Origin of the sequence: Pseudanabaena sp. SR411 (assembly GCF_002251945.1) — a bacterium.
Lineage (GTDB): Bacteria > Cyanobacteriota > Cyanobacteriia > Pseudanabaenales > Pseudanabaenaceae > Pseudanabaena.
This window is the reverse complement of the sequence record NZ_NDHW01000200.1, coordinates 14,449-38,538: the sequence shown is the minus strand read 5'-3', so window position 1 is coordinate 38,538 and position 24,090 is coordinate 14,449. Positions and strand designations below refer to the sequence as shown.

The window sequence follows — 24,090 nt, the reverse complement described above, 5'->3', positions numbered from 1 at the left end:
AATGTGAGATCGGCTCATTTGATTAGATACTACGCCCTATAAAAAAGTTATAAACAATGCCAATTACTGCCAAAACTAGTAGTATATGGATTAAGCCACCACCAATATTAATGGAGAATCCTAAGACCCAGAGAATAAGCAGTACACCAACGCCAGTCCAGATTAGATTTAACATAATTTTTTTCTATTTATTTTCGATTGAGAATACAGTGAGCAAGATTCCATAATCTACAAATCATTAATTTTTTTAGCTAACTCAATATCTAGATTACTGATTCCATCTACATCATGGGTAGCTAGATCAATCACGACACGGTTATAGACATTAAATAATTCAGGATGGTGATCCATTTTGTCAGCAGCAAAAGCTACTTTGGTCATAAAGGCAAAAGCATCAACAAAGCTAGCAAACTTGAAAGCTCTATTCAACTTTCCATTAACTACTTTCCACTCAGGTAATTGCGCGATCGCGGTGGTAACTTCTTTGTCTGTTAATTTCTGTTTAGTCATAAAAAAGTCAGGTAGTGTAATTGAAATAGAGATGAGATCGCGGTACGATCAAATCTCTATTTCAAGAAAATCAGGATGGTGTGGATGTATTCTTGATTACTGAAAATAGCGATCGTCTAGCGGCAGGCTAGGGCGACAAACTACTAGTCAATAACTTTTTTGACTTCATCTTTGACATCTTCAGCAGCATGGCGCACTTTAGCCTCAGCTTGTTTAGCCTTGCCTTCTACCTGATTTTTAGTATTGCCAGTCAGATCTCCAACAGCTTCTTGCACTTTACCTTCAACGTTTTTAGCAGTTGCCTTAGCTCTATCTTCTAAACTCATAATGGACTCCTTTCTGTAATTTAAGAACTATTTACTAGAGTCGAATTAACAACTTTAGCTTCTCGAATTACTATGACAGGCAAACATTTGATTTGTTGAGTGAATTGATTAAGTTGATTGAATAAGATACAAATCGCAATCAAAAACATAAATTACCGCGCTTTGCACGTAAACCCAAACCAATACTTTGCAACCTTTTCAAAAGTTTATTGGTTTGTTTTCACTCGTGAGGCGTTCATCAAATCTCTTTTCATAATTAGGATCTTGAGTATGGAATAGCTTGTCCCAGAAGGTGAAATAAAGCCCATAATGCAAGGTGTACTTAAGATGATGGATGGAATGATGGGCAGGACCAATAAACCATTTACCTAGCCAATGATGGGGAAATGATAAAGGTAATCGGTCAATACCTAGATGGTTTAACACAGCCCAGATTGTCATCGTGGTAAGGACTGCTATTAAAGTAATGAAATGCAAGGGAATTATAAAAACAATGCCAACTAGAAAAAGTGAACTAACGATCGCTTCTAATGGATCAAAAGCAAAGGAAGTCCAAGGCGTAGTGTAACGCGATCGGTGATGCCCTTGATGTAACCAATGAAAAAGTGATGGATGATGAAACAAGCGATGGGTGAAATAGAAATAGGCATCTTGCAGAATCAACACAAGACAGTAACTTACACCCAAATACCACAGTCCATACTGTTGGGGATCGCTGTAAATGCGCGTGAGGTTCCATCCATATCCCGATACGATGAATGCAGAAGCGATCGCAAATACTGCTGCTGAAAGTACAGAAAGTTTAATATCCTGTTGTATCGATTCCCAAGATGGAACTTGTGGTGCATTTTGCCCACCTAACGACTGACGGAATGGCGAGTAAAATAACAGATACATCCCCCCTGCCACGAGAAAATATCTGGCAAGAATAATCCCAAAGAATGCAATACCGTAAAATCCAAATGAGTGATCTAGCAACTTAGACTCTATTGTAAAAGATAAATCTGACTAAAGAAATCAAAAGGTAGCTCAAAATTGCATAGGCAATAATTGCAATGACAATATTCACATCAAATATATTTGCACCGCCATCAGATGTGGGGCTAATGAATAAGGTCGAGAATGGAGCAATAAATGGTGCAGATAAATTATTGATAAACCGAGCAAACTCATTTTGAGTATTAGCACCAAATAAACGTAATACAAATCTTAGCATCAGTAATATTTCGATGATTCCCCCCAGCCAATAAATACTGTTCACTATCCAATAGTAAGTATTACTGCGTTGAGCCTTTCCCAAACGACTTTCTTCTTGTCGAAGGCGGAAAGCCTCTTCATCCTGCCTCAGATCTTGCCGTCTTTCTTGATTGCTTTCATCTCGCTGATTATCGTTCATGTTTAGATCACTGAATTTTACTGAATTTTTTAAATAGGGCTAAACGTAACTATTTAGCTTTTAGACCTACGGTGACAGAGTGCTGGGTGATCTTATGATTGAATTGATTGAATACGATACAAATCTTTACTCAATTACAGCAATTATTGATTACAAAACCAAAAGAGTAATGGCGGAGCGATGCTCCGCCATTACTCTTTTGGTTTTACGCCCATGGCAAATCATCAAGAGTATCTATTCAATAGCAGGAACATCTAAAACAGCATCACCAAACAGCATCACTCTCTTATCTGTTCCTTTAGATCGATACATAGCTCTATCAACTTGTTTAAAGAGGACATCAGCCGTTTCTCCATCTCTAGGACATATGGCAATACCAATAGTAGCCCTTGCAGAAACAATAGTTCCGTCAAAATCACAGTCCTCGGAAATTCGATCAGCCATCTTCTTGGCAAGATTAACGACTTCATCTTCTAGTTTAATATTCAACAGGATACAGATAAACTCGTCGCCGCCCCATCGACTGACAATATCTTCGCCGCGCACAAAATCTTGTAACCGTTTTGCTACAGTGATCAGCACTTGATCGCCAATGTCATGACCATAAGAGTCATTAATGTCCTTGAACTTATCTAGATCAATGAACATGAGCGCCAGTTTCCAACCATACCGTCGTGATTGAGTCAATCCATGATCGAGACGCTGTTCCAAAAGCAAACGATTGGGAAGTCCTGTTAGTGAGTCATGCAAAGCAATGTGTAGTGCATCTTTCTCTTTTGCTTGAGATTTTGATAAATCATTACGAATCTCATGTAAATCTTTCTTCGTCTGCCTCAATTCAGTTTCAATATTGATTTTCTCAGCCACTTGCTTAGTGAGTTCGGCATTAACCTGATCTAGATCTTCCGCAGCTTTTACCACCTTGCGTTCGGCTTCTTCGTTCTGAGCGATTACCTCTTCGATAGTTGGATATGGAGGCAGGACTTTATCATCATTTGAGAGGACTGCATTCACCGAACCAATTTGCTCCGCAGCTTCCTCTACATCTTCTTTAATTTCTTCGCTTTGATCGAGTACATTTTTAAGAGGAACTATTTTGACATTTTCTGAATCATCAAATTCACTTGAACTAGCTTTAATCTCATTATCCATATTGCTTTTCCACGCTAATAAAAATCAAATGAGGGTTTTCTAAGATTCTTACTACAGCGCTTTGCGTTCAAACCCAAACCAAGAAATTTTTTGAAAGTGTTGCTTTGAAACTTTCAAAGATCTCTTGTGGTTCGTTTGCTCGGAAATTGTTATAAGTCTCATCTACAGCTATTAGCGTAGTTAATCTCTTGTTTAAAATCGTGTTCGACTCATGTATAACTTGTATAATTTGCATAAAAATACAACAAATCTTTACCATAAAAACTTGTTGCTTGGCGATCGCTATTACGGGTTATACCAAAACTCGTAATAGGTTTGGTTTTCAATTCATAAAAGTGTGACAACACTTTTGTGAATTGGTATTACTGAATTTTCAAGACAATCAGGCTGACAAGCACAAGAATGTGGAATTGAGACTTGGAGAAGATTATGAGCAATCTAAATCGGGATATGAGTAATTTCTTCTTTCTGGGTTTTGGATAGGCGGATGTATTTGTTACAAAAAAATGATAATCTTAATGAAAAGTTAAGTTTTGTTACTCTCCTAAATCTATGCTTCGTCTCGAACACATTCAAAAAATTTATCCTACTGGCGAAGTCCTCAAAGACGTTAACTGGGAAGTCAAAACAGGCGATCGCATTGGTTTAGTCGGCGTAAACGGTGCGGGGAAATCAACACAGCTAAAGATTATTGCAGGGGAAATCGAACCGACCGCAGGACAAATTGTGCGTCCTTCTAGTCTCAAAATTGCCTATCTCAGCCAAGAATTTGATATCGAAGAGACACGTACAGTCAAACAAGAAATGTGGCAAGCCTTTCAGGAAGTTCGGGAAATTCAAAAAGAACTAGCAGTAGTCCATCATCACTTGGAAAATTTAAAGGATGGTGAAGACTATGAGCCGATTCTCAAAAAGATGGATCGTCTTCAACGCCAGTTTGAGGATCACAATGGCTATGAACTGGAAAGCCGTATCGACAAGCTATTGCCAGAATTAGGATTTAAAGCTGATGATGGCGATCGCCTTGTGAGTGAATATAGTGGCGGTTGGCAGATGCGAATGGGCTTAGGCAAAATTTTGCTGCAATCGCCTGACTTGTTACTACTAGATGAACCGACCAACCATTTAGATTTAGAAACGATCGAATGGTTAGAGAAATATCTGCGATCGCTTAGCACGCCAATGGTAATTGTTTCCCATGACCGCGAATTTCTAGATCGCCTCTGTACATCGATTGTGGAAACTGAGCGTGGCGTATCGATGACTTACTTAGGCAATTACTCCTCTTATCTAGCTCAAAAAGCCGAAGCCAAAGCTGCACAGGGAGCTGCTTTTGAACGTCAACAAAAATATATTGAAAAGCAACAAGTATTCGTCGATCGCTTCAGGGCTAGTGCCACGCGCAGTACCCAAGCCAAGAGTCGCGAAAAGCAATTGGACAAAATCGAGCGGATCGAAGCTCCTGATAGTGATGTCAGAACTTTAAAATTTCATTTTCCACCTGCATCTCGCAGTGGGCGCGTCAGTGTTGAGATTAAGGATCTCACCCATGCCTATGGTGATCAAATCTTGTTTTTAGGCGCAAATCTGGAAATCGAAAGAGGCGATCGGGTTGCTTTTCTAGGTCCCAACGGCGCAGGAAAATCCACACTATTAAAAATGGTGGTTGGTAAAGAAGCCTATAACGAAGGCGAAATTATTCTTGGACATAACGTGCTGGTCGGATACTTTGAGCAGAACCAAGCTGAAGCACTTGACTTGCACAAAACCGTATTCGACACGATCCACGATGACTTCCCTAAAATGACCCATGAAGAAGTTCGTGGTGTGCTTGGTAAGTTCTTATTTAGCGGCGACACCGTATTTAAAACTGTGCGTGACCTTAGTGGTGGCGAAAAGGCAAGACTTGCTCTTGCCAAAATGCTGCTTACCCCCGTCAACTTCTTGATCCTTGACGAGCCGACTAATCACCTTGATATTCCTGCTAAGGAGATGTTAGAGGCGGCTTTGCGTGAATATGAAGGGACAGTAGCCGTGATTTCCCACGATCGCTATTTCATCTCGCAAGTCGCAAACAAAATTGTCGAAATTCGGGACGGTGATCTCTGCATGTATGCAGGTGACTATACCTACTATCAAGAAAAAAGAGAAGAGGAAACAAGGGAGGCTAAATATAAAGCCGAAATGGCAGCAAAAGCAGCGAAAGATGCTGTAAAAAAAGACAAAGAAAAAGCAAAGCAAGCTGAAAAACGTCAAGAAAAGCAACAACAAAAGGCGAAAGCAAAGTAATATGCAATCATCTATAGCAATTTCATAGAGCTTTGCGCTGGAGCAACCCTAATTTTTCAGGTAGTCACGTAATTACATTAAGTAGATGGGCATAATTAATTACAGACCCAAACTTGTAAAATTGCGCCCCTGCGGGGCGCAATTTTACAAGTTTGGGTAATTTATTTTGCATAAGTACTTATGCAAAAATTGCTTTGCATGTCTACCGCTTTTTAAATAGGTGTATGAAAGAGAGAGACGCATTCATTCTTTTTGATACAAACATATTATATTTATGTTGAATCATATTGCTAAGAAACGCAATTTGATAGAACGATATTCCCAAGGAGAACGAAACTTTGAGGGATGGGATTTGAAAGGATTAGATTTAAGTAAAGTTGATCTCAGTAATGCGATTTTACGCAACGCAAATCTAGTTTTTGCAAATCTATGGGAGGCGACTCTCTGTAATACCGATCTATCAGGTGCAAATTTATCCGATGCCGATTTATGCGGTGCATCGTTACTAGACTCCAATCTCAGCAATGCCAACATCACGCGCACTAACTTTAGTTATGCAGGATTAAGTGGCGTACAATTTACTAATGTGATTTTTAGTAGTGCAAACTTTCGACTGGCGATTCTGAATTGTACAAATTTACATGGAATGAATTTTCAAGGCGCAAATTTACAAAGGGCGTATCTTCTCGAAGCTAATCTTTCTAATACGGATTTGAGTCGTGTAAACCTGCATCATGCTTTTTTGTTTCGGGCAAATCTGAGTCGATCTAACTTGCAAAATGCCGATCTCAGTGAAGCCGATCTCAGTGAGTCGAGCTTACATGGAGCAAATTTAAAGGGGGCAAATTTAAGTGAAGTAGATTTACGGGAGGCTGATCTTGATCGGGTAGATTTTAGTGAGATTAATCTCCGTTTAGCAAATTTAAGTGGCTTAAATTTGAGTAATGTCAATTTTATTGGTAGTAATTTAAGTAAAGCAATTTTGCGCGGTACGATTTTGCGCGGTGCTTGCTTTAACGGCGCAAATATGTGGAATGCTGATTTCACTAATGCGGACTTGACGGGAGCAGATTTGACTGGGGCGGATTTACGCGGTGTAAACTTTGATGGCGCTAATCTAAAACATGCGTTATTAGATGTGGGATGGATGAATGAAGCAAGGATATGTCAGACAATATTGCCTGATGGCAATATCTCCTACCGAAGCTGTCGATCATAATTCCTTTGTGAGATTAAATTGTTGGTGAGAATGTGCCACTTTATGGCACATTCTCACCAACAATTTAGGATTGCTGTAGCAATGTTTGTCAAAGTATTGTCTGGATAATTTTATATTAGTAATAATGCAAGATCTGTTTATTTTTAAGAATGAAAAATTATTGCGAATGGCGCTGACCCATCGTTCCTATGTGCATGAAAATCCTAGCGTAGGAGCAGATAATGAGCGCTTAGAATTTTTAGGTGATGCCATTTTAAATTTTTTAAGCGGTTCTTATCTCTATCGTCAACATGCTGACCTCGGTGAAGATGAACTTACTCGTCGTCGTGCGGCTCTAGTGGATGAGAAGCAGTTAGCAAATTTTGCGATCGCCTTAGAACTAGACAACCAAATTTTATTGGGAAAAGGGGCGTTACGTGATGGCGGTAATAAAAGTGACAATCTCTTAAGTTGTGTATTTGAAGCAATGATCGGCGCTTTATATCTGGATCGTAATTGTGATGTGGAGGCGGTGCGTCCTGCGGTGGAGGCTTTGTTTGATTCAGTACCACCAGAGTTAGTAAATACCCGTGCCGATCTTGATGCTAAAAATCGCTTACAGGAGTGGGTACAGTCTTATATCGGTCACATTTTGCCCAGATATGTCACCGAAAAAGTGGGGGGAACTGATCACACGCCCGAATTTGCGTCTAAAGTATATGTTGGCGATCGCCTATATGGTCAGAGTATGCGAAATTTTTCTAGTAAAAAGGAAGCAGAACGAGCCGCCGCATTCGACGCTTTAGAACAAATAGAAAGAATGTTATAAGTTTTCCAATTCTTGCGAAGCAAGAATTGGAAAATCAAGGATGAAATATATGACAGATGATTGGTTAATGATTGGCAAGATTGTTTCACCACAAGGGCTGAAAGGTGAGGTGAGAATATTGTCCTATTCAGATTTTCCAGAACGTTTTGAGAATGCTGGTAAGCGATGGATTGCGGCTTCGGAAAAAGATGAGCCGCAAGAAATCATGATGCTCTCAGGACGTGAAATTGCGGGCAAAAAGAATCTATTTGTGGTGCGTCTCGAAGGAATTAATGATTGCGATCGCGCTGAATCTCTGCGTAATTATCTCATGTTTATCCCCACTAGCGATCGCCCTTATCTGGAGCATAACGAGTATATGATTGCGGATTTGGTGGGTTGCAATGTTTATCATCAGCCGACGGGCAAGTTATTGGGAGAAGTGATTAGCATCATCGCCGCAGGAAATGATTTATTAGAGGTTCGCAATCTTGAAAACGACGAAATCGAATTGATTCCCTTTGTCGAAGCGATCGCTCCCTTTGTCGATATCAGTCAAAAGAGAATTGAAGTTATACCTCCCAAGGGACTGATCGATAAATGGCTAGGTAGCGAGACATAATTAAATATACAGGGTTGTGGGTTAGCGGATGTCGCCAGTTTTGTTAGGACATAAACCCCAAGAAGCGAGTTGCGGCGCTTCGCGCCGCAACTCGCTTCTTGGGGTTTGAAGTGAAATGCACACCATTTGTTTGATTCTTCATCCCAAGTGCTGTCAGAATGTAATATGGGGGGTTTGAGATTAGTCTAGGCTGATCTCAAACCCCCCATACATTTATATTGAGGTTTTACAAGTTTTGATTACAACTACACCGTCAAGCTTTGTCGCCTCTGATTTCCCCGCCATTTGTGGAAATGAAGACGTAATTCAACGTGCCGTGCAGGATGATGCACCCGTATTTTTAAATAATAATAATCTTCGCCTTGAAGAGATTACATCGGCTTTTGCCTGTGCCTTGCATATGCACCAACCGACGATTCCCGCAGGTGCAAATGGAGCGCTAATTTGTAATCTGCAAAATATGTTTGAACATCAGGGCGAAGGTGATAACCATAATGCCTCAGTGTTTGCTTGGTGTTACAGTCGCATGGGCGATTTTATTCCGCAACTAGTCGCACAGGGCAGCAATCCGCGGATTATGCTGGACTATTCAGGAAATTTACTCTGGGGCTTGCAACAGATGCAGCGCCATGACATTTTGGACAATCTCAAGCGGATTACCTGCGATCGCCAATATCAGCCCTATGTAGAGTGGCTCGGCACGATGTGGAGTCACGCCGTAATTCCATCCACTCCGATTCCTGATGTGAAATTACATATTCAAGCATGGCAAAGTCATTTTGCTTCCATTTTTGGCATTGATGCTCTAAAACGGGTTAAAGGGTTTTCGCCACCAGAAATGCACCTTCCCAATCATCCCGACACACTTTATGAATATATCAAAGCCCTCAAAGAATGCGGCTATCGTTGGTTGATGGTTCAGGAGCATTCCGTAGAACGTCTTGATGGCTCAAGACTAACTCAAGATCAGAAATATTTACCAAATCGTTTAGTGGCGATGAATTCCAATGGTGAATCGATTAGCATCACCACTTTGATTAAAACCCAAGGCTCAGATACGAAGCTAGTCGCTCAAATGCAGCCTTACCATGAAGCAAAAGGTCGGAGCAGACAGATGCTCGGTAATATTTCCGTACCTTCGCTAGTTTCGCAAATTGCCGATGGTGAGAATGGCGGCGTGATGATGAATGAATTTCCTCGCGACTATCCGTTGGTATGGGATCAACTGAAAAATAATGGTCGTGGCAGTTCGGGAGTTGTGGGCTTAAATGGAACCGAATATCTAGAAATGATTGAGGCGGCTGGTGTCAGTCCTCTTGACTACCCGACAATTCAAGCGGTGCAACAACATAAGGTTTGGAATAAGATTGATCAAAGCGGCGATCGCCATAATCTTAGTACTGCTAACGTTGAACAAGCAATTACTGAACTCAAAGCAAGTGATCATCAATTCCACATGGATGGCGCATCATGGACAAATAGCATGAGCTGGGTGCGTGGCTATGAAAACGTGTTGGAGCCGATGAATAAACTCAGTGCTAAGTTCCATGAGCAATATGATGCTCTTGTAGCACAAGATCCCTCAATCACTAAGCGATCGGACTATCAGCAAGCTCTGCTTTACAATCTCTTAGTCCAAACTAGCTGCTTCCGTTATTGGGGACAGGGAACTTGGACGGACTATGCTCGTGAACTCTATCGACGTGGTGAAGCTTAGGACAAATCAAAACCCAAAATATGAGTGGCGGCGCTTAGCGCCGCCACTCATATTTTGGGTTTTGATTTGTCCTAGCTATCTCTTAAGTTGCTGTAGATAGAGCTTGCTTACAAATCTCGACACCTTGATTAATGCATTGCTCTCGCCACCTATAAGAAACTGGTGCAAACATTTCTACTAATTGACTTTTTGCCCATTCATAATTTTGCTGAGGTTTTCCCCAATGATGAGCGCGATTTTCAGCCCGAAGTGCTTGCAAGACTTTAATTGCTGGATAAGTCCCAAACTCAGCCGTTAGTAGATCATAGCGGCATTCTGGCAAAAGATTTTTACACCAAGTTCCTAATCCGCCGCGAATCTGATATGACACACCTTCTGTACTAGATATCTCGATTGTATCTACCCCAAATCTCTCTGTTAGTCTAGTATGAGACTTTGATTGTGATGACGCATCCATCAAAAGTCTATAAGTCCGCCACTTTCCTAAGCCTGTATGGAAATCAAGGTGCAATACTTCTGAAGCATTACCGATCCATTGAGATAAATTTTCAGCAAGAATCTCTTGAGTTTGCGATGGAGCATTACCACCAAAGAAAAGCCCTTTTGGAAAATCATATTGTCCTACTGGAAGAGTGTTCCTTAAACTAGTCATGCCATACTTCAAGATTAGCCAAATAGCTTGCAATATATAGGGTTCTAATTGTGATGGAGGCGAAGTTGGATTGAGAAAAGCATTAAATTTAGGATAATTCTTGGGACTGCCAGCAAACTCTTCTTCAGGTAGTAAAAAGTTGCGATTTAAGTCCACATTGTCTTCATTCCAACGCCTTCGCCATGCAAAGCCATAGGGATTTAGGGCATGAATGAGTACTACTCTCGTATCAGGCGATCGCGAATCAATTATCTGCTGCTGTTCTAACAAAGCTAGTTGGATTGCTGAGCCTAAAAAGCCCTCTACACCATGCAAACCGCTAGAAATTACTACAGTCCTTTTGGGGTTAGGTGCGCCTGCGATCGCCACATCAATTGTTAATTCTTCACCAGTTGGACTCTCTCGATCAATTGGATAGGCTATGCAATCGTAACCACAAGCCAAAGACTTTGCTCGAAAGCGCTCCCGTGCGATCGCATAGTCTGGTGAAAACGTCTCTAAATAGTTCATAAATTTCTCCCATCAAAATAGAACTTTAGAGAGAATTAGCGATCGCTCGTAAAAGTTAAAAGGATTAACTGAAGTTCTTGATTATAAGCTCAAATATTTTTTGGCAAAATTTGCAGCAAAGATTCAGGAAGAACACGATGTAGCCATAATTCCCAAGTTGTGTAATTTTTTTGGTATTGAATCCCAGCAAAAATTATGAAAACACCAACAAAAGAAAGCGCGATCGGAAACAGTAGCGAACTACTAAATACTGTGTATGCCAGATGTCCTACATAACCGATCACTCCCATACCGCCGAAGATGACAAATACACGTCTCCTGAGCAAAACAGAGAGAAGAATCAAAAACAGATTAATTAGGAAATAGAGAAATCTCTCCCATTCGCCACCAGAATTCATCAGCGTTAAACCTCCCCAAAAAGCCATTAGTCCAGACAAGTACAGCCAAAAGGCAAAGTCACCCTGACTACGGCGGATGCGCCGATCAATGAAAAAAGCAATGACGACAGTAGCTATGCCAAACCAAAAAGAAACTAGACATCGCTCATTCCAAGCAAATTCATTTTTACCAAAAATCAACGGGGTCAAATCCATTGACATGTACCATAATGAATAAGCGATCGGCATTGTTAGGAAGGGAAAGCGAATCCACCAAAGGGCAAGCATCCCAGAGAAAACTGTGCCTAATTCCATGTAAAACCAACTAGCTTTTACCCACATATGGTAGTTGCGATAGCCACCAGGATCTCCGTATGGCCAGATACCCGTCATGCGTTGAAAGCCATAAATTGCAAGTGGAACCATGCACACAGCAATAGTTGTAAGCAAACCTCCAGGAACTTTTAGTCCGCGATCAAACCATAAATGTCTTCCAGTAAGAGCAAAAATTAGGATATAAATGCAAGATAGGGCGAATATACCTTGTCCACCTAGGGATTCCCAAGCAAGGGTCAGGAAGAAAAACATTCCAAAAATAACGATGAGTGCGCCAAAGTAGTAGGACACATTAGCAAAATCAAATTTTGGTACATGCTGTTTCCTTACGAGCAAAGCCTGCCAGAGACTATCAGCTACATTTGCATCGATCAAATCTTGGTCAACTGCCCAGTCCAGATCCTCTTTTTCAATTTGCATAGGTATCTTCCTCCAATAATGTTTGTGAATAATGCCAATCTATAGATTTGCCGAGATTTCACTTTTTAATCATATAAGACCGCTTGCCATTTGTTATTTGCATATTGATCCTAAATTTTGAGTTGCTTGATAACACGTTGTTTTATTTCAATCTCTCATGAATATGTAAATGAGAACCTGTGCATTAGTCACCAATGCCAACGCATTGCATTGGCTAAGTCAGCGATTGAGTAAGAATATGTAGGTACTTGAGAAGTATAAGAATTGACTTGGCGATCGCTGTAGGTTTGTGCCATGACAACGACTGGTAAGGCTAACGATAGCGAGATGATGATTGCCTTAACTTGAAACCCCTTGAGCCAAAAATTCTTGTTCATGTCTAACTCCGATTAGCTATAAATAATGCTTATTTAATAGAATGCCTGAGCTAACTTGTACTGAAGACTCACTTTTAGGATCGGTAAAAGGATCGCTAATGGGATCGGTATTTTGCGATCGCGATTACCTCGATCTGTAAAATAGGGCTAGCAAACTCATTGAGAGTGCTAGCCCTTTAGAACTATGGCAAAAAAAATATGGCAAAAGCGTCTAAACGAGGACAGCAAATACTCAAGGATAAATTACGTCAGCTTGGACTTTCCCAAACGGCTAGCCAAGTATTAGAAAAAGCGGGATCGATTGGTGTCGCCAAACGTTTCTTTCAAGGGGATGACATTCGCCAAGATACCTTCATACAGCTTTGTCAATTTTTGGGTATAGATTGGCAAGAGGCGATCGCAAGGACTCCACAAGTTGATTTAAAAGAGGCTCAACAAGTTATTAATTTCTTAGGGCGTACTGCCGAGCTACAACAGTTAGAGCAATGGGTAATCAGCGATCGCTATCAAATTGTCACCATTTTGGGCATGGGCGGCATGGGCAAAACTTCTCTAGCATCACAACTCGCCCATCAATTAAAAGAAGAATTTGAATTTACGATCTGGCGATCGCTACGTAATGCCCCATCTTTTGCAAGCATCCTCACCGATATTTTGCAATTTCTCTCTCACCCTCAACCGCTCGAACTACCAGATAATTTACCCGCACAGCTTGACCTGCTGATGCGCTATCTAGATGCACGGCGATGTTTGCTGGTAATTGATAACTGGGAGTCGATTCTGAGCGATCGCTATTACTATCGCTCTGGTTATGAAGGCTATGGTGATTTGATTAGATATATTGGGGAACGTAATCATCAAAGCTGTTTAGTGATTACCAGTCGCGAAGCACCGCCAGAATTATCGCGATTGATGGGAGGCTCAGTGCGATCGCTACATTTATCAGGCTTATCGCAACTGGATGGCTTGCAGATATTGGCGAGAGAATCTATGGGGGCAAACGATGCAGAATGGCAGGAAATCATTACACACTATGCGGGAAATCCTCTAGCTCTAAAAATTGTCGCCGCAGGGATTCGCGATTTACTAGGTGGCGATGTCTCGCAAATGTTGGCATTGATGCGAGAGGGTGGTCTGAATTTTGGAGATATTCAAGATCTGCTCCAACGTCAGTTTTTGAGACTATCGGAATCTGAGCAAGAAGTAATGTACTGGCTAGCGATCGCCCGTGAGCCAATATCAGCAATTGCCCTAAAAGAGAATTTGCTGTCAATAGAATCAAAGCAAAAACTGATAGTGACTCTGGAATTATTGAAAAAGCGATCGCTCATAGAAGTTATGGCTAATGGGTTTACGCTCCAGCCTGTAGTGATGGAATATGTCAATTATCAATTCATTGACAAAATTTGTCAGGAGATTAACTGCACCGAACAGAAGATAAATCTACTCCATAGTCATGCCCTCATCGAAGCCACAGCGAAAGACTATATTCGTGATGCTCAAATTCGGTTTATCCTTCAGCCCATCGCCGACAAGTTAGGTTATCAAGCGATCGCCTCGACCCTAACTCGACTGAAAGCGGAAACTGTACCAAAGCAAGGATATGCAGGTGGCAATCTTGTTAATCTGCTCTGTTGCCTGAATATTGATCTAACTGGTTATGACTTCTCTAATTTATCCATTTGGCAAGCTGATCTTAGAGAAGTGGAACTTCATCAAGTTAATTTTAATAACTCCGATCTGGCTAGATCAGCCTTTAGAGTGACTTTTAGTAGTGTCATGGCAACAGCTTTTAGTCCCGATGGCAAGATTTTAGCAACTAGCGACGTAAGGGGCTGGATTTATCTTTGGCGAGTTGCGGATGGTAGTCAACTGCTTAAAACTCATGCTCATAGTGAATTTATATTTTCTCTAACGTTTAGTAAAGATGGGCAAATGATGGCAAGTGGTAGCCTTGATCGCATGGTGAAGTTGTGGAACGTGAATACAGGAGCATGTTTACTTTCAATCGAAGCCCATGCGCTTGGGGTAGCCAGTATTGCCTTTAGCCCTGACGATCTACTGATAGCGAGTGGTGGTGGCGATCGCACAGTCAAACTCACCGAAGTCGCAACTGGCAAATGCGTGACGACCCTAGAGGGACATGAGCAGATCGTGAGATCGGTCGCCTTTAGTCCTGATGGGCAAATGGTTGCTAGTTGCAGCTTGGATCACACCATTAAACTATGGAGCGTACCAACTGGAGAATGTGTACGCACAATCGTCGATACTAATGCTGTCTACTCTGTTGCCTTTGCGCCACAAAGCGATCGCTCCGATGGACAGCTTGCCAGTGCTGGAGAAGATTGCCTTGTCAAGATTTGGGATATTCATACTGGCAAAATAGTGAAAGCGATCGCAGGACATCAAAAACAGATTTGGTCGATCGCTTTTAGTGCCGATGGTCAAATGCTGGTGAGTGCAGGTGATGATGAAACGGTGAAGCTTTGGTCAGTAAATACAGGCGAAGTAATTAGAACCTTATATGGTCACAAAAATCGCATTTGGGCGGTGACCTTTAGTCCCGATGCGAAAACTTTAGTTAGTGGTAGTGATGATCGGATTGTGAAGTTGTGGGATGTAGATACAGGTCAATGTATCAGAACGATTCAGGGATATCATAAAGCTACTAAACCTGTCGCCTTTAGTCCTGACAACAATCTTCTCTTTTCCTTTAGCTATGAAGAGCAGAGCGTTAGGGTTTGGGATGTTCAAAATGCAAAATGTTTGAGAAATTTTGATCTCGGTACATCTGGAGTGATGCAAGTTGCCTTTAGCCCTGACCAGCAAACCTTTGCCTGTGGCAACTATGACCATACCATCAAGATCTTTAATGTCAAAAATGGAACCTGTTCGCAAATCCTCCAAGGGCATTCTGCTTGGGTAAGATTTGTCGCTTTTACTGCCAATGGTGAAATCTTAGCTTCTGGAAGTGGCGACCAAACTATCAAACTTTGGCATCTCCAAACTTCAAAATGTTTAAATACTCTGCACGGTCATCATAGCCCTATCCAAGCTTTAGCGATCCATCCCAATGGCGAAATCCTTGCTAGTGGTAGTTGGGATGGCATGATTAAAATTTGGGATCTGCGATCGCATGAATGTTTAATCACTTTTGCAGAGCATAGCGATCGCATCGAGAGTTTAGCGTTTAGTCAAGATGACATATTGATTAGTGGCAGTATGGATCGCTCGCTAAAGTTCTGGAATCTAACAACAGGCTCTTGTGCAAGCACGCTCTCAACCCAATTCCCAGTCTGGACAATAGCCTTAAATCCCAAATTATCAATCCTCGCCTTTGGAGGATATGCCGCCGAGGTAAAGCTCTGGTGTTTGCGAACTCATCAGTACCTCAACAATTTAGAAGAAGAATTTAATATTGGCTATATGGGAGATGTGATTTTCAGTGCTGATGGTCAGATTTTAGCTAGTGGAAGTGATGATGGAGCTAATAGACTTTGGGATTTACAATCTGGCAAAAGTCTCAAATTATTGAAAATTCCTAGACCCTATGAAGATATGAATATTACTAGGATCAAGGGATTGACTGATGCTCAAAAATCTACACTTAAAGCATTAGGAGCAGTTGAGCTTGTCTAATTGAACATGAGTTCGATATAGCCATTTGCGGCGTGCGAAGCACGCCGCAAATGGCTATATCGAACTGACGTTAATTGAGCAATTACCAAGCAAAGCACTATAGGAAAGCGATCGCCACGATATAATAGTGATCCCGAAGATTGGGTCGTGGAGTCCCTACCAGTTTAGGATCATAATATGCTTACTTATTCATTGTTAGAACAAGTCTTAATCAGGCTCGGATATGCCGTAGATTTTAATCTTCGTTATCACGCTAAACTAACTGCCTTTATTCCTGTGGATGGTTATGCATCCGATATAGAGCTTGAATTTCGGGAAGGATACACCAGCGAATTAGGCGATCGCGAAGCCTTACTCCAACTAGAATGGCTGATGGCTGATGGTGAAAGTTGTCTAGTTTTAGATAATAATTCTTTGGAGGCGATCGATGAAGTTCCTCATATATTTCCAACAGAAAAGCTGATTTTGAGAAAGGTATTTGACCAGATATTAGAGGAAATCGCCAAGGACTCACAAATTCGTGATGATCAAAAGACTGCCTAATTTGGATCTTCTAGTTCATTAATCTGACGATAAAACTTTTGCAAATAACTAAGATCAATGGCAAATAAATTTTCGATGACCATTGAACTGATTTCTTCTAACCCACCTAATTTTGTAATTACTCTAGACAAAATAATTACCGTTGCGTAAGCGGGATTATTCCTGACACGAGGATCGCGCATTGGTGTAATCTCATCGATCGCCCTTGATAGTCGCATTACACCCTTACGATGCAGATTCCCATCACCATCAACATAGCCCTTGGGTAACGTAAATTCAAACTCTGTTTGAATCATAGATGTTTAATTAATCTGTTAATTAATCCGTAAAAAATCTCTAACGCTTAACTCTACCTCAGTAATCGCAAATTCACTACTATCAGCTTTAAAGTCAGCAATTTTGTAACGTACCGGCCAAGCCCCATTAAACCGAAATCTTGCTTGCTCAACCGCGCCCTGATTATAAACCGTGATATCCCCATCGCGGAATTGTTGCGCCCAGTTGCCATCTTCAACAGCTTTTAGCCAATTCCACATAGTCATGGAAATAGTCAGCCCTTGCTTGAGCGTAATATTGTCACTTTTGACATTACCAGGGATTTTGGTACGCACAACCCGTCCTTTTGTAGAACCGCTCTTACCCCATATTTGGGGAGTTACTTCAGCAATTTCAATTGCTTCTTGACTGCGTGATAGTCCACTACATTCCATAAAGTAGCCGTCAATCTTTTCGAGGCTACCCTGCAAAGTAATTTCTACATAAAATCGAGAATTAGTTAAAAATTCAATTTGAGCTTCTTCTGTCATGAAATCTACCTTCTTAAAATTTAGTATGAGTGGCGCAAAACACCACTCATACAAACCTTTTATGTTTTACGATGCAAAGATTCATATACAAACTCGATCGTCTCGGTTGCTAGACCCTCAGCACCAGCTTCTAGCTTCGTCGATTTATAGCTGGAAGGCATCACCCCAGTTAATTCCCAAGTTGCCGCAGCTTCGCCGCCTTGATTGTAAAGAGTGATCGTACCTGTTTTGCGCTCACCTTTAGTTTGAGTTCCACCACCGCCAAGTGGTTCGGAATGTGAGGCGCTGTACCATTTGATCAAGCGATCGTCACCAAGGGTACAGACAAATTCAACCGTAATGTTACTGTTGCTTGTACCTGTGACAGTTGCTTGAATAACTGACTTGCCACTCTTGGATACTCCATAGGATTTGCTGTCCCCTGCGGTTTGCAGAGTTGAAGCAATACCACTCACACTTTTAACAACCAAGTCATCCAGACCCGATAGGTTAAAGTAGTATTTAGAGCAGGCTAAAATTTCACCTTTTGCCATAGTTGATTGACCTCATCCTAAGTTCTATATCAATACCAAAACCACAACCAAAAAATTTAAAATCAATTCACAAATTCAATAGATTTCTCTACTTAACGCGGTTGATTTGCTCGGCGATAATTTCAAAGGTCTCAACAGCTAGATCTTTACTTTCAGAGTTAAAGTCGCTGACCTTGTAAGACTTAATCCAACAATTAGTTAAACTCCAACGAATTGCTTCGTTATCTTCACTATCGTAGGCAACGATTGAACCATTTTTACGGCTGGAAGACCATTTGCCTTGTCCCCCTTCACTTTTTGGCATAGTCGCCAGCATCCAGTTGTAAAAGTCCATGTCGCCTTCAGTGACATAGACTTCAATGGTGACATTGGGGTTTTCTTCAAAACCTGCTGATGTACTCTGCCAAATCGTCTTGCCACCTTTGGTTGAGGCTAAAGGTTTTTCATGTCCTGCGGTTTGTCCTGTAAAGGTAACTTCAGAAACACTTTTAATCAACTTGTCAGTCAGTCCATCAAATTCTACATAGTATCGACTAGTAGGAATTGGTATAAGTTCAGCCATTCTTCCTCCTTGAAATCTGAGTTACAGGTCTGTGCTGATTGTTAACTATTTTAAAATCTAAAGCCATAAATCTGTAAGAATCACAGCACAAATCTTAAAAAAGCGATAAGTACAATTAAGAAGAACACCCTACGGGTGTTCTTCTTATAAATCATTAACTATTAGGCGACCACTGACTGACGCGGAAGATCACAAATTCAGCAGGACGGACAGGGCAAATACCAACTTCAATATATAAACGACCCATCATCATGGTTTCGTTGGTATTGAGGGTGGCATCACATTTGACGTAAAACGCTTCTGAGGATGCGCCGCCAAACAATGCACCATTCCGCCATAGACCTTCAAGGAAGTTGCTGACGGTGCGAGTTACCCGTGCCCATAAATCGGTATCATTCGGTTCAAAGACAACCCATTGAGTACCAATTTCAATCGATTTCTCGATATAGCTAATCAAGCGGCGGACACTGATATAGCGCCATTGAATGTTGTCTGGTTCAACCAAAGTACGTGCGCCCCATACTTTGAAGCCACGATTGTAGCTAGCAAAGTTACGAATGCAATTGATGCCGATGGGGTTGAGCATTTCCTGCTCACGCATGTTGGTTTCGTAGGCTAAGCCAAGTACGCCTCTGGGAGTATCGTTAGCAGGAGCTTTGAAGATACCGCGTGATTGGTCAGTGCGACACCATAGACCCATGACATGACCGCAAGGAGGAACGTAGGATGGCTTGCCGCCTTTGCGAGGGTTGGCGACTTTGATCCAAGGGTAATAGAGTGCGCCAAACATCGAGCGACGGTTGAACATGCTCAACCATTGGGCTACGTCTTGAGGCTTTTGGCGATCGGGTGGTACAGCTTCCATACCTTTGGATGGCTTGATCGGAGGAGGATCGATTACAGCCATGCGGAAGGCAGGACCTGGGAAGGAGTTTTCGCACATGCTAAGCATCATTTCCATGACCCCATGCACTTGATCGATGTCGATCAGACCAGCTTCATAAACGCGCATTAGGTCTGGGCAGGCAATCATCGCTGTTTCATCGATTTCAAACATGCCTTGAATGCCAGTGCGATCGTCTCTTTGTCCTAGCAAGTCACGCGCAAAGCGATCAACGGTGGAAATGTAAGGAGGTGGCGCGATCTCATAAGCTCCGTTAGCGGGACGGCGAGAGAGTGGCTGTCCGCTGGTGGAGATGTCGGCAATAGTGACATATTCGGAATCAGCGATCGCGGTTACTACATAGTCCGCGACTTCGGTAGCAACCTGTGGATTCATCGAGACATGCTCGTATTTCTCCAACTCTTGACCACCTTGGACAACGACAACGTTGAAAAATTCACCAGTATTTAGGGGTGGCTCAGCATCGGCAGGAGCATCTTCGGGTAATGGCTTGGGAGTGCTTTCTTGAATGATGACTTTGATGCGATCGCCTGTTGAGGGGAGAGCCAACTGGCTGGCGGAGGCATCGGCAGGCTTGATGTTAAACATCAATGTTGGCTTGTTATTGGATGTACCAATACGCAGAGCAGTTGCTTCGGGAGCAGGAGGTTCAGAGCCAGGCAGTCTTGTACCAATGCTCGTCACCCAACAACGTCCACCACCATTGACAAACCAACCATTGACTGCGAAGGGTAAGTAAGCATCAAAGTCGGTGTATCCATCGGAACCAGGAGCTGCAAAGTATTCGCGATACTGATCCCATGATGTAACCATCATCGGTTTAAACAGATCAGCATCACCGCGTACGTCTTCGGTAAATCCAATAAAGCCAGCCACACTGAGGCTAATGCCTTCAATAGGACGACTGCCTTTATCAACCTCTTCGACGTATACGCCCGGGGCGAAGTAGTCTAGTGCCATATGCCACCCTTTAACTATGTCTATAGACGTATACAGTAGGGATGATCAAAATTAAGGGTTATTAGACTTTAGTCTATACTTCTAAATAAGGATGAGATTCTCTAAAGTTCTTGAAGTTATAGCGGTAGACAATTATGTTAGGAAAAACCCAAAACCCAAAAGAGAGTTGCGGCGCGTAGCACCGCAACTCTCTTTTGGGTTTATGTCTTAACTGAAATGGCTGTAGCTATAAATACAAATCAATTGCTAAGAATTAACAAGAGATCTGTTAAGAATTGCTAAAAATCAATGATCGATGACCACTGATCTATGACAACAACGGCTCAAATAGTATCGGTTTTATTGGTAGAAGATGACTCTGATTTTCGTCGGGGTTTACATACATTACTGAGTTTTTATAGTGATGATTGTTATCTTCAGTTTAAGATTGTCGGAGAAGCAACTTCTTGTGTCCAAGCGATTAAGCTGGTAGTCGAGCAGAAGCCTTCTTTAATTCTTTTGGATGTCAAACTCGATTTAAAATTACCCGAAGATAGCGGGTTAAAAGTATTGATGGATCTTAAAAAGTTAGACTATCATGGCAAGGTTTTAATTTTGTCATCGCATCGTGAAGATGAATTAGTATTTAGATCGATGCAGTTGGGAGCAAGAGGATATGTGGCGAAAGATCGCATTGGCAGTCAACTTTATGAGGCAATTTCGACAGTTATGAATGATGAAATCTTTTTGCCGCCCGATATTGCCACGAGTTTCTTTCGGATTTTTCATTTCTATGCAGGGCGATCGCTACAGGGGCATTCCACTATCCATCTCACCGATCGCGAACAGGAGGTACTGAACTGGTTAATTAAGGGAGCCTCTAACGAAGATATCTCTCGCTATTTGCATGTGACGATCGCCACTGTTAAGGCACATCTAACTAGTGTATTTGAGAAGTTGGGTGTGGCTAGTCGGACACAGGCGATCGTCAGAGCATTGAAATTAGGTTTGGTGAGTGCAGATGAGTAATTATTTAGCGATCGCGACGGTGACAGCAACTCTGCAACGGGTTTTACAATCGGTGATTCAACAGGATATTGAAGGAGCGCGAGCCACCACTTTACCTCCAGGGGGGATTTCCACAGGCGCTCCAGAAGTAGGGGTAAATATTTTTTTGTATCAGGTAACTAGTAATCCTTCTTTAGCTAACTACGATTCCACACCTAATCGCACCAAGGGAAATCCCCTTAATCGTCAAGTGGCGATCGATCTTTTTTACATGATGAGTTGCTATGGCAATGATGCAGAACTGCAACCCCAGAGAGTCTTGGGAAGTGTGGTAAGTACCCTTGTTGACAAGCGAATTCTTACACCTGAACTGATTCGTTCTACCTGCAATGATTCTACATTCCCATTTCTAGTTGATTCCGATCTTGCTGATCAGATTCAACAGGTTCATATTGTGCCTGTGGATATTTCACTGGAGGATCTATCTAAGGCTTGGTCAGTGTTTTATCAAGTTCCCTATGTATTATCGATCGCCTATCGTGCTTGTCTGGTGATCGTCGAAGGTCGGGAAAACTTCCAGAGAGCCTTGCCAATTCGCGATGCTTCCCCCGCAGGGCTGGCTCCGTTTCCTGCATCACCTTACATTGAGCAGGTCGTGGCTCAGGGTAATCGATTTGAGCCGATTGTGATCGGTAGTGTGATGGTCATTCGTGGGCGCAACCTCCAAAGTCAGACGGTAGAAATCCATGTTGGGGATTTAGTAATTAGTCCTACTTCTGTTCAAGATCGCGAAATTGTTTTTTCTCTAGAGGATATGGCTTTACCACAAATTCAAGCTGGGGTACAAAGTTTGCAAGTGATCCATCGCATCAGTAGCACTTCACCGTTAATTACTAATGCGATCGCCTCAAATGTGATGCCGTTTATCCTCTGTCCGACGATTGTGAATGTATCTGTGAGCCAGTTAGAAGAGATCGAAGATAATTTGCGATCGGCGGTGATTGTAGTTCAGTTAGATGTATTAGTACGAGAGAAACAGAAAGTAGTCTTAGCTTTGAATGAATGGACATCTGACAATCCATCCGTCTATCTATTTGATCGTCCTCCTTTGCCTAGTACTGTTTCCACAATTGAGATTCCCATTACGAATATCAAGGCGGGGGAATATCTGGTAAGGATGCGGATTGATGGTGCTGAAAGTAAGTTGGGTGTGGATGATGATCCTGATAGTCCGACTTACAATTGGTACAATAGTCCCAAAATAGTAATTACATAAGGGCTTTGCCTTTAAATCAAAAAAACGGCTACGCCGTTTTTTTGATTTAAAGGCTCACTAAATTGTCGCGATGAATTACGGTCTCTTCACCATCAAAGCCTAGTAATTTAGGGATATCTTCTGATTGAGAACCCAGAATGCGAAGAATATCACTGCTGCTGTAGTTAGAGATACCCCTCGCGATTTCTTTGCCATCGCGATCGCACAAACTCACGGACTCATTCGCGTCAAACTTTCCTTCTACTTGAGTAATTCCCGCAGGTAAGAGTGATCGCCCTTTGCGAATAACCGCCTGTACAGCTCCATCGTCTAAGAACAACTTGCCCAAAGGAACCATACCGTAGGCAATCCAGCGTTTACGGGCATTAACTGTTTTGGGTTGAGCCGCAAATTGTGTGCCGAAGTTCTCACCTTGGAGAATTGCGTACATGCGATCAGGAAAAGCACCTCTAGTGATTACTGTGCGAACTCCCGCCGCCGAAGCAATGCGAGCCGCATCGAGTTTGGTGGTCATGCCGCCAGTTCCCCATTGTGTACCACCACCTTGAGCGCCTAATGCTTGTTTCTCACCGATCGCTTGTCGAAGTTCTTGAAGTTCTGAATATTCCACAAACTCAATTGGTTTGGCTTCAGGATTTTGACGTGGATCATCAGAATAAAGGCGATCGACATCGGTTAGCAAAAATAACCAATCAGCCTCGACTAAACTTGCCACCAGAGCTGAAAGCGTATCATTATCACCAAATTTTAATTCATCGACAGCAACCGTATCATTCTCATTCACAATTGGCACTACGCCCATTTCTAATAGTTCATGGAAAGTAGCATGGACATTCATGTAATGCTGTCGCTGAATCAGGTTGCCGCGTGTTAATAAGACTTGAGCAACAGGCTGTTGCAACGAACCAAAAAAGTCGTCATAAATCCTGATTAAGCGCCCTTGTCCCACGGCAGCGACAGCTTGCTTTTTAGAGATTTTGCGCGGACGTTGTTTTAGTCCTAGCCTGCCACAGCCAATTCCCACCGCACCCGAAGAAACTAAGACAACGCTATGCCCCTCCCGTCGTAGATGCACGATCGCTTCAACTAATTTGGCGATCGTCGCTAGTTGTAAATCTCCTGAGTCGGGATCACTAAGGCTAGACGTGCCAATTTTGATAACAATGATCTGCGGTTGCATTTGCTGTACT

24 protein-coding genes are annotated in these 24,090 nt (G+C 42.1%); 9 read left to right on the top strand and 15 right to left on the bottom strand.

The annotated features are described in order from the left end of the window. Positions 1-22 precede the first annotated feature (22 nt). The 6 genes from B9G53_RS26960 to B9G53_RS21685 all read right to left on the bottom strand — a co-directional run bounded on the left by B9G53_RS26960 (position 23) and on the right by B9G53_RS21685 (position 3,384). Positions 23-175 carry a lmo0937 family membrane protein gene (locus tag B9G53_RS26960; RefSeq protein WP_141211846.1) on the bottom strand — a complete coding sequence of 51 codons (153 nt, stop codon included), beginning with the start codon at positions 173-175 and terminating at the stop codon, positions 23-25. Positions 176-228: 53 nt separating this feature from the next. After that, positions 229-510, bottom strand: coding sequence for a 4a-hydroxytetrahydrobiopterin dehydratase (locus tag B9G53_RS21705; protein WP_094535548.1), 282 nt, complete (start codon positions 508-510; stop codon positions 229-231). Between the two features lie 143 nt (positions 511-653). Further along, positions 654-836: a CsbD family protein gene (locus B9G53_RS21700; protein ID WP_094535547.1), complete on the bottom strand. Its 183-nt coding sequence runs from the start codon at positions 834-836 to the stop codon at positions 654-656. Positions 837-1,034: 198 nt separating this feature from the next. Then, positions 1,035-1,814, bottom strand: a complete 780-nt coding sequence (locus tag B9G53_RS21695; RefSeq protein WP_094535546.1) for a sterol desaturase family protein — start codon at positions 1,812-1,814, stop codon at positions 1,035-1,037. Position 1,815: 1 nt separating this feature from the next. Beyond that, entirely contained in the window at positions 1,816-2,232 is a 417-nt protein-coding gene (locus B9G53_RS21690) for a YggT family protein (protein ID WP_094535545.1), read from the bottom strand. Positions 2,233-2,466: 234 nt separating this feature from the next. Further along, on the bottom strand, positions 2,467-3,384 hold the full coding sequence (locus tag B9G53_RS21685) for a diguanylate cyclase (RefSeq protein WP_094535544.1): 918 nt from the start codon (positions 3,382-3,384) through the stop codon (positions 2,467-2,469). A gap of 552 nt (positions 3,385-3,936) precedes the next feature. Between B9G53_RS21685 and B9G53_RS21675 the strand changes: the two genes are divergently transcribed. The 5 genes from B9G53_RS21675 (at position 3,937) to B9G53_RS21655 (ending at position 10,018) form a co-directional block, all read left to right on the top strand. Beyond that, complete coding sequence (locus tag B9G53_RS21675; RefSeq protein ID WP_094535542.1) at positions 3,937-5,673, top strand: ABC-F family ATP-binding cassette domain-containing protein; 1,737 nt, start codon at positions 3,937-3,939, stop codon at positions 5,671-5,673. 274 nt (positions 5,674-5,947) lie between these two features. Continuing rightward, positions 5,948-6,892 carry a pentapeptide repeat-containing protein gene (locus tag B9G53_RS21670; RefSeq protein WP_094535541.1) on the top strand — a complete coding sequence of 315 codons (945 nt, stop codon included), beginning with the start codon at positions 5,948-5,950 and terminating at the stop codon, positions 6,890-6,892. Between the two features lie 124 nt (positions 6,893-7,016). After that, on the top strand, positions 7,017-7,700 hold the full coding sequence (rnc, locus tag B9G53_RS21665) for a ribonuclease III (RefSeq protein ID WP_094535540.1): 684 nt from the start codon (positions 7,017-7,019) through the stop codon (positions 7,698-7,700). A gap of 49 nt (positions 7,701-7,749) precedes the next feature. Then, on the top strand, positions 7,750-8,301 hold the full coding sequence (rimM, locus tag B9G53_RS21660) for a ribosome maturation factor RimM (RefSeq protein ID WP_094535589.1): 552 nt from the start codon (positions 7,750-7,752) through the stop codon (positions 8,299-8,301). A gap of 235 nt (positions 8,302-8,536) precedes the next feature. Beyond that, complete coding sequence (locus tag B9G53_RS21655; RefSeq protein WP_176453306.1) at positions 8,537-10,018, top strand: glycosyl hydrolase family 57; 1,482 nt, start codon at positions 8,537-8,539, stop codon at positions 10,016-10,018. Between the two features lie 82 nt (positions 10,019-10,100). Here B9G53_RS21655 and B9G53_RS21650 read toward each other — a convergent pair whose 3' ends face one another. From B9G53_RS21650 to B9G53_RS21640, 3 genes are all read right to left on the bottom strand, one after another. Next, positions 10,101-11,180, bottom strand: coding sequence for a M14 family metallopeptidase (locus B9G53_RS21650; RefSeq protein ID WP_094535538.1), 1,080 nt, complete (start codon positions 11,178-11,180; stop codon positions 10,101-10,103). A gap of 89 nt (positions 11,181-11,269) precedes the next feature. Beyond that, on the bottom strand, positions 11,270-12,313 hold the full coding sequence (locus B9G53_RS21645; RefSeq protein WP_094535537.1) for a DUF2157 domain-containing protein: 1,044 nt from the start codon (positions 12,311-12,313) through the stop codon (positions 11,270-11,272). 188 nt (positions 12,314-12,501) lie between these two features. Then, on the bottom strand, positions 12,502-12,690 hold the full coding sequence (locus B9G53_RS21640) for a hypothetical protein (RefSeq protein ID WP_094535536.1): 189 nt from the start codon (positions 12,688-12,690) through the stop codon (positions 12,502-12,504). A gap of 198 nt (positions 12,691-12,888) precedes the next feature. Between B9G53_RS21640 and B9G53_RS21635 the strand changes: the two genes are divergently transcribed. Both B9G53_RS21635 and B9G53_RS21630 read left to right on the top strand, forming a co-directional pair. Continuing rightward, the gene (locus B9G53_RS21635) at positions 12,889-16,329 is read left to right on the top strand and encodes an NB-ARC domain-containing protein (RefSeq protein ID WP_094535535.1); all 3,441 of its coding nucleotides are present in this window, start codon (positions 12,889-12,891) and stop codon (positions 16,327-16,329) included. A gap of 177 nt (positions 16,330-16,506) precedes the next feature. Beyond that, positions 16,507-16,872, top strand: coding sequence for a hypothetical protein (locus B9G53_RS21630; RefSeq protein WP_094535534.1), 366 nt, complete (start codon positions 16,507-16,509; stop codon positions 16,870-16,872). Here the strand turns inward: B9G53_RS21630 and B9G53_RS21625 are convergent. From B9G53_RS21625 to B9G53_RS21605, 5 genes are all read right to left on the bottom strand, one after another. After that, entirely contained in the window at positions 16,869-17,168 is a 300-nt protein-coding gene (locus B9G53_RS21625) for a hypothetical protein (RefSeq protein WP_176453305.1), read from the bottom strand. The two genes, B9G53_RS21630 and B9G53_RS21625, sit on opposite strands and share 4 nt — an antisense overlap. Positions 17,169-17,186: 18 nt before the next feature. Then, the gene (locus tag B9G53_RS21620) at positions 17,187-17,678 is read right to left on the bottom strand and encodes a phage tail protein (RefSeq protein WP_094535533.1); all 492 of its coding nucleotides are present in this window, start codon (positions 17,676-17,678) and stop codon (positions 17,187-17,189) included. A 59-nt stretch (positions 17,679-17,737) separates the two neighbouring features. Beyond that, positions 17,738-18,211 (bottom strand): phage tail protein, encoded by a 474-nt coding sequence (locus B9G53_RS21615; protein WP_094535532.1) that lies wholly within the window; start codon positions 18,209-18,211, stop codon positions 17,738-17,740. A gap of 88 nt (positions 18,212-18,299) precedes the next feature. Next, positions 18,300-18,773 carry a phage tail protein gene (locus B9G53_RS21610; RefSeq protein ID WP_094535531.1) on the bottom strand — a complete coding sequence of 158 codons (474 nt, stop codon included), beginning with the start codon at positions 18,771-18,773 and terminating at the stop codon, positions 18,300-18,302. Positions 18,774-18,927: 154 nt separating this feature from the next. Next, positions 18,928-20,637: a phage tail sheath C-terminal domain-containing protein gene (locus B9G53_RS21605; RefSeq protein WP_094535530.1), complete on the bottom strand. Its 1,710-nt coding sequence runs from the start codon at positions 20,635-20,637 to the stop codon at positions 18,928-18,930. A gap of 309 nt (positions 20,638-20,946) precedes the next feature. Between B9G53_RS21605 and B9G53_RS21600 the strand changes: the two genes are divergently transcribed. Both B9G53_RS21600 and B9G53_RS21595 read left to right on the top strand, forming a co-directional pair. Then, the gene (locus B9G53_RS21600; RefSeq protein WP_094535529.1) at positions 20,947-21,645 is read left to right on the top strand and encodes a response regulator transcription factor; all 699 of its coding nucleotides are present in this window, start codon (positions 20,947-20,949) and stop codon (positions 21,643-21,645) included. Continuing rightward, entirely contained in the window at positions 21,638-22,900 is a 1,263-nt protein-coding gene (locus B9G53_RS21595) for a DUF4255 domain-containing protein (RefSeq protein WP_094535528.1), read from the top strand. Before B9G53_RS21600 ends, B9G53_RS21595 begins: the two co-directional genes overlap by 8 nt. Before the next feature lie 46 nt (positions 22,901-22,946). On the opposite strand, the gene proB is transcribed toward B9G53_RS21595, so the two are convergent. Further along, positions 22,947-24,080 carry a glutamate 5-kinase gene (proB, locus tag B9G53_RS21590; protein ID WP_094535587.1) on the bottom strand — a complete coding sequence of 378 codons (1,134 nt, stop codon included), beginning with the start codon at positions 24,078-24,080 and terminating at the stop codon, positions 22,947-22,949. Positions 24,081-24,090: the final 10 nt, after the last annotated feature.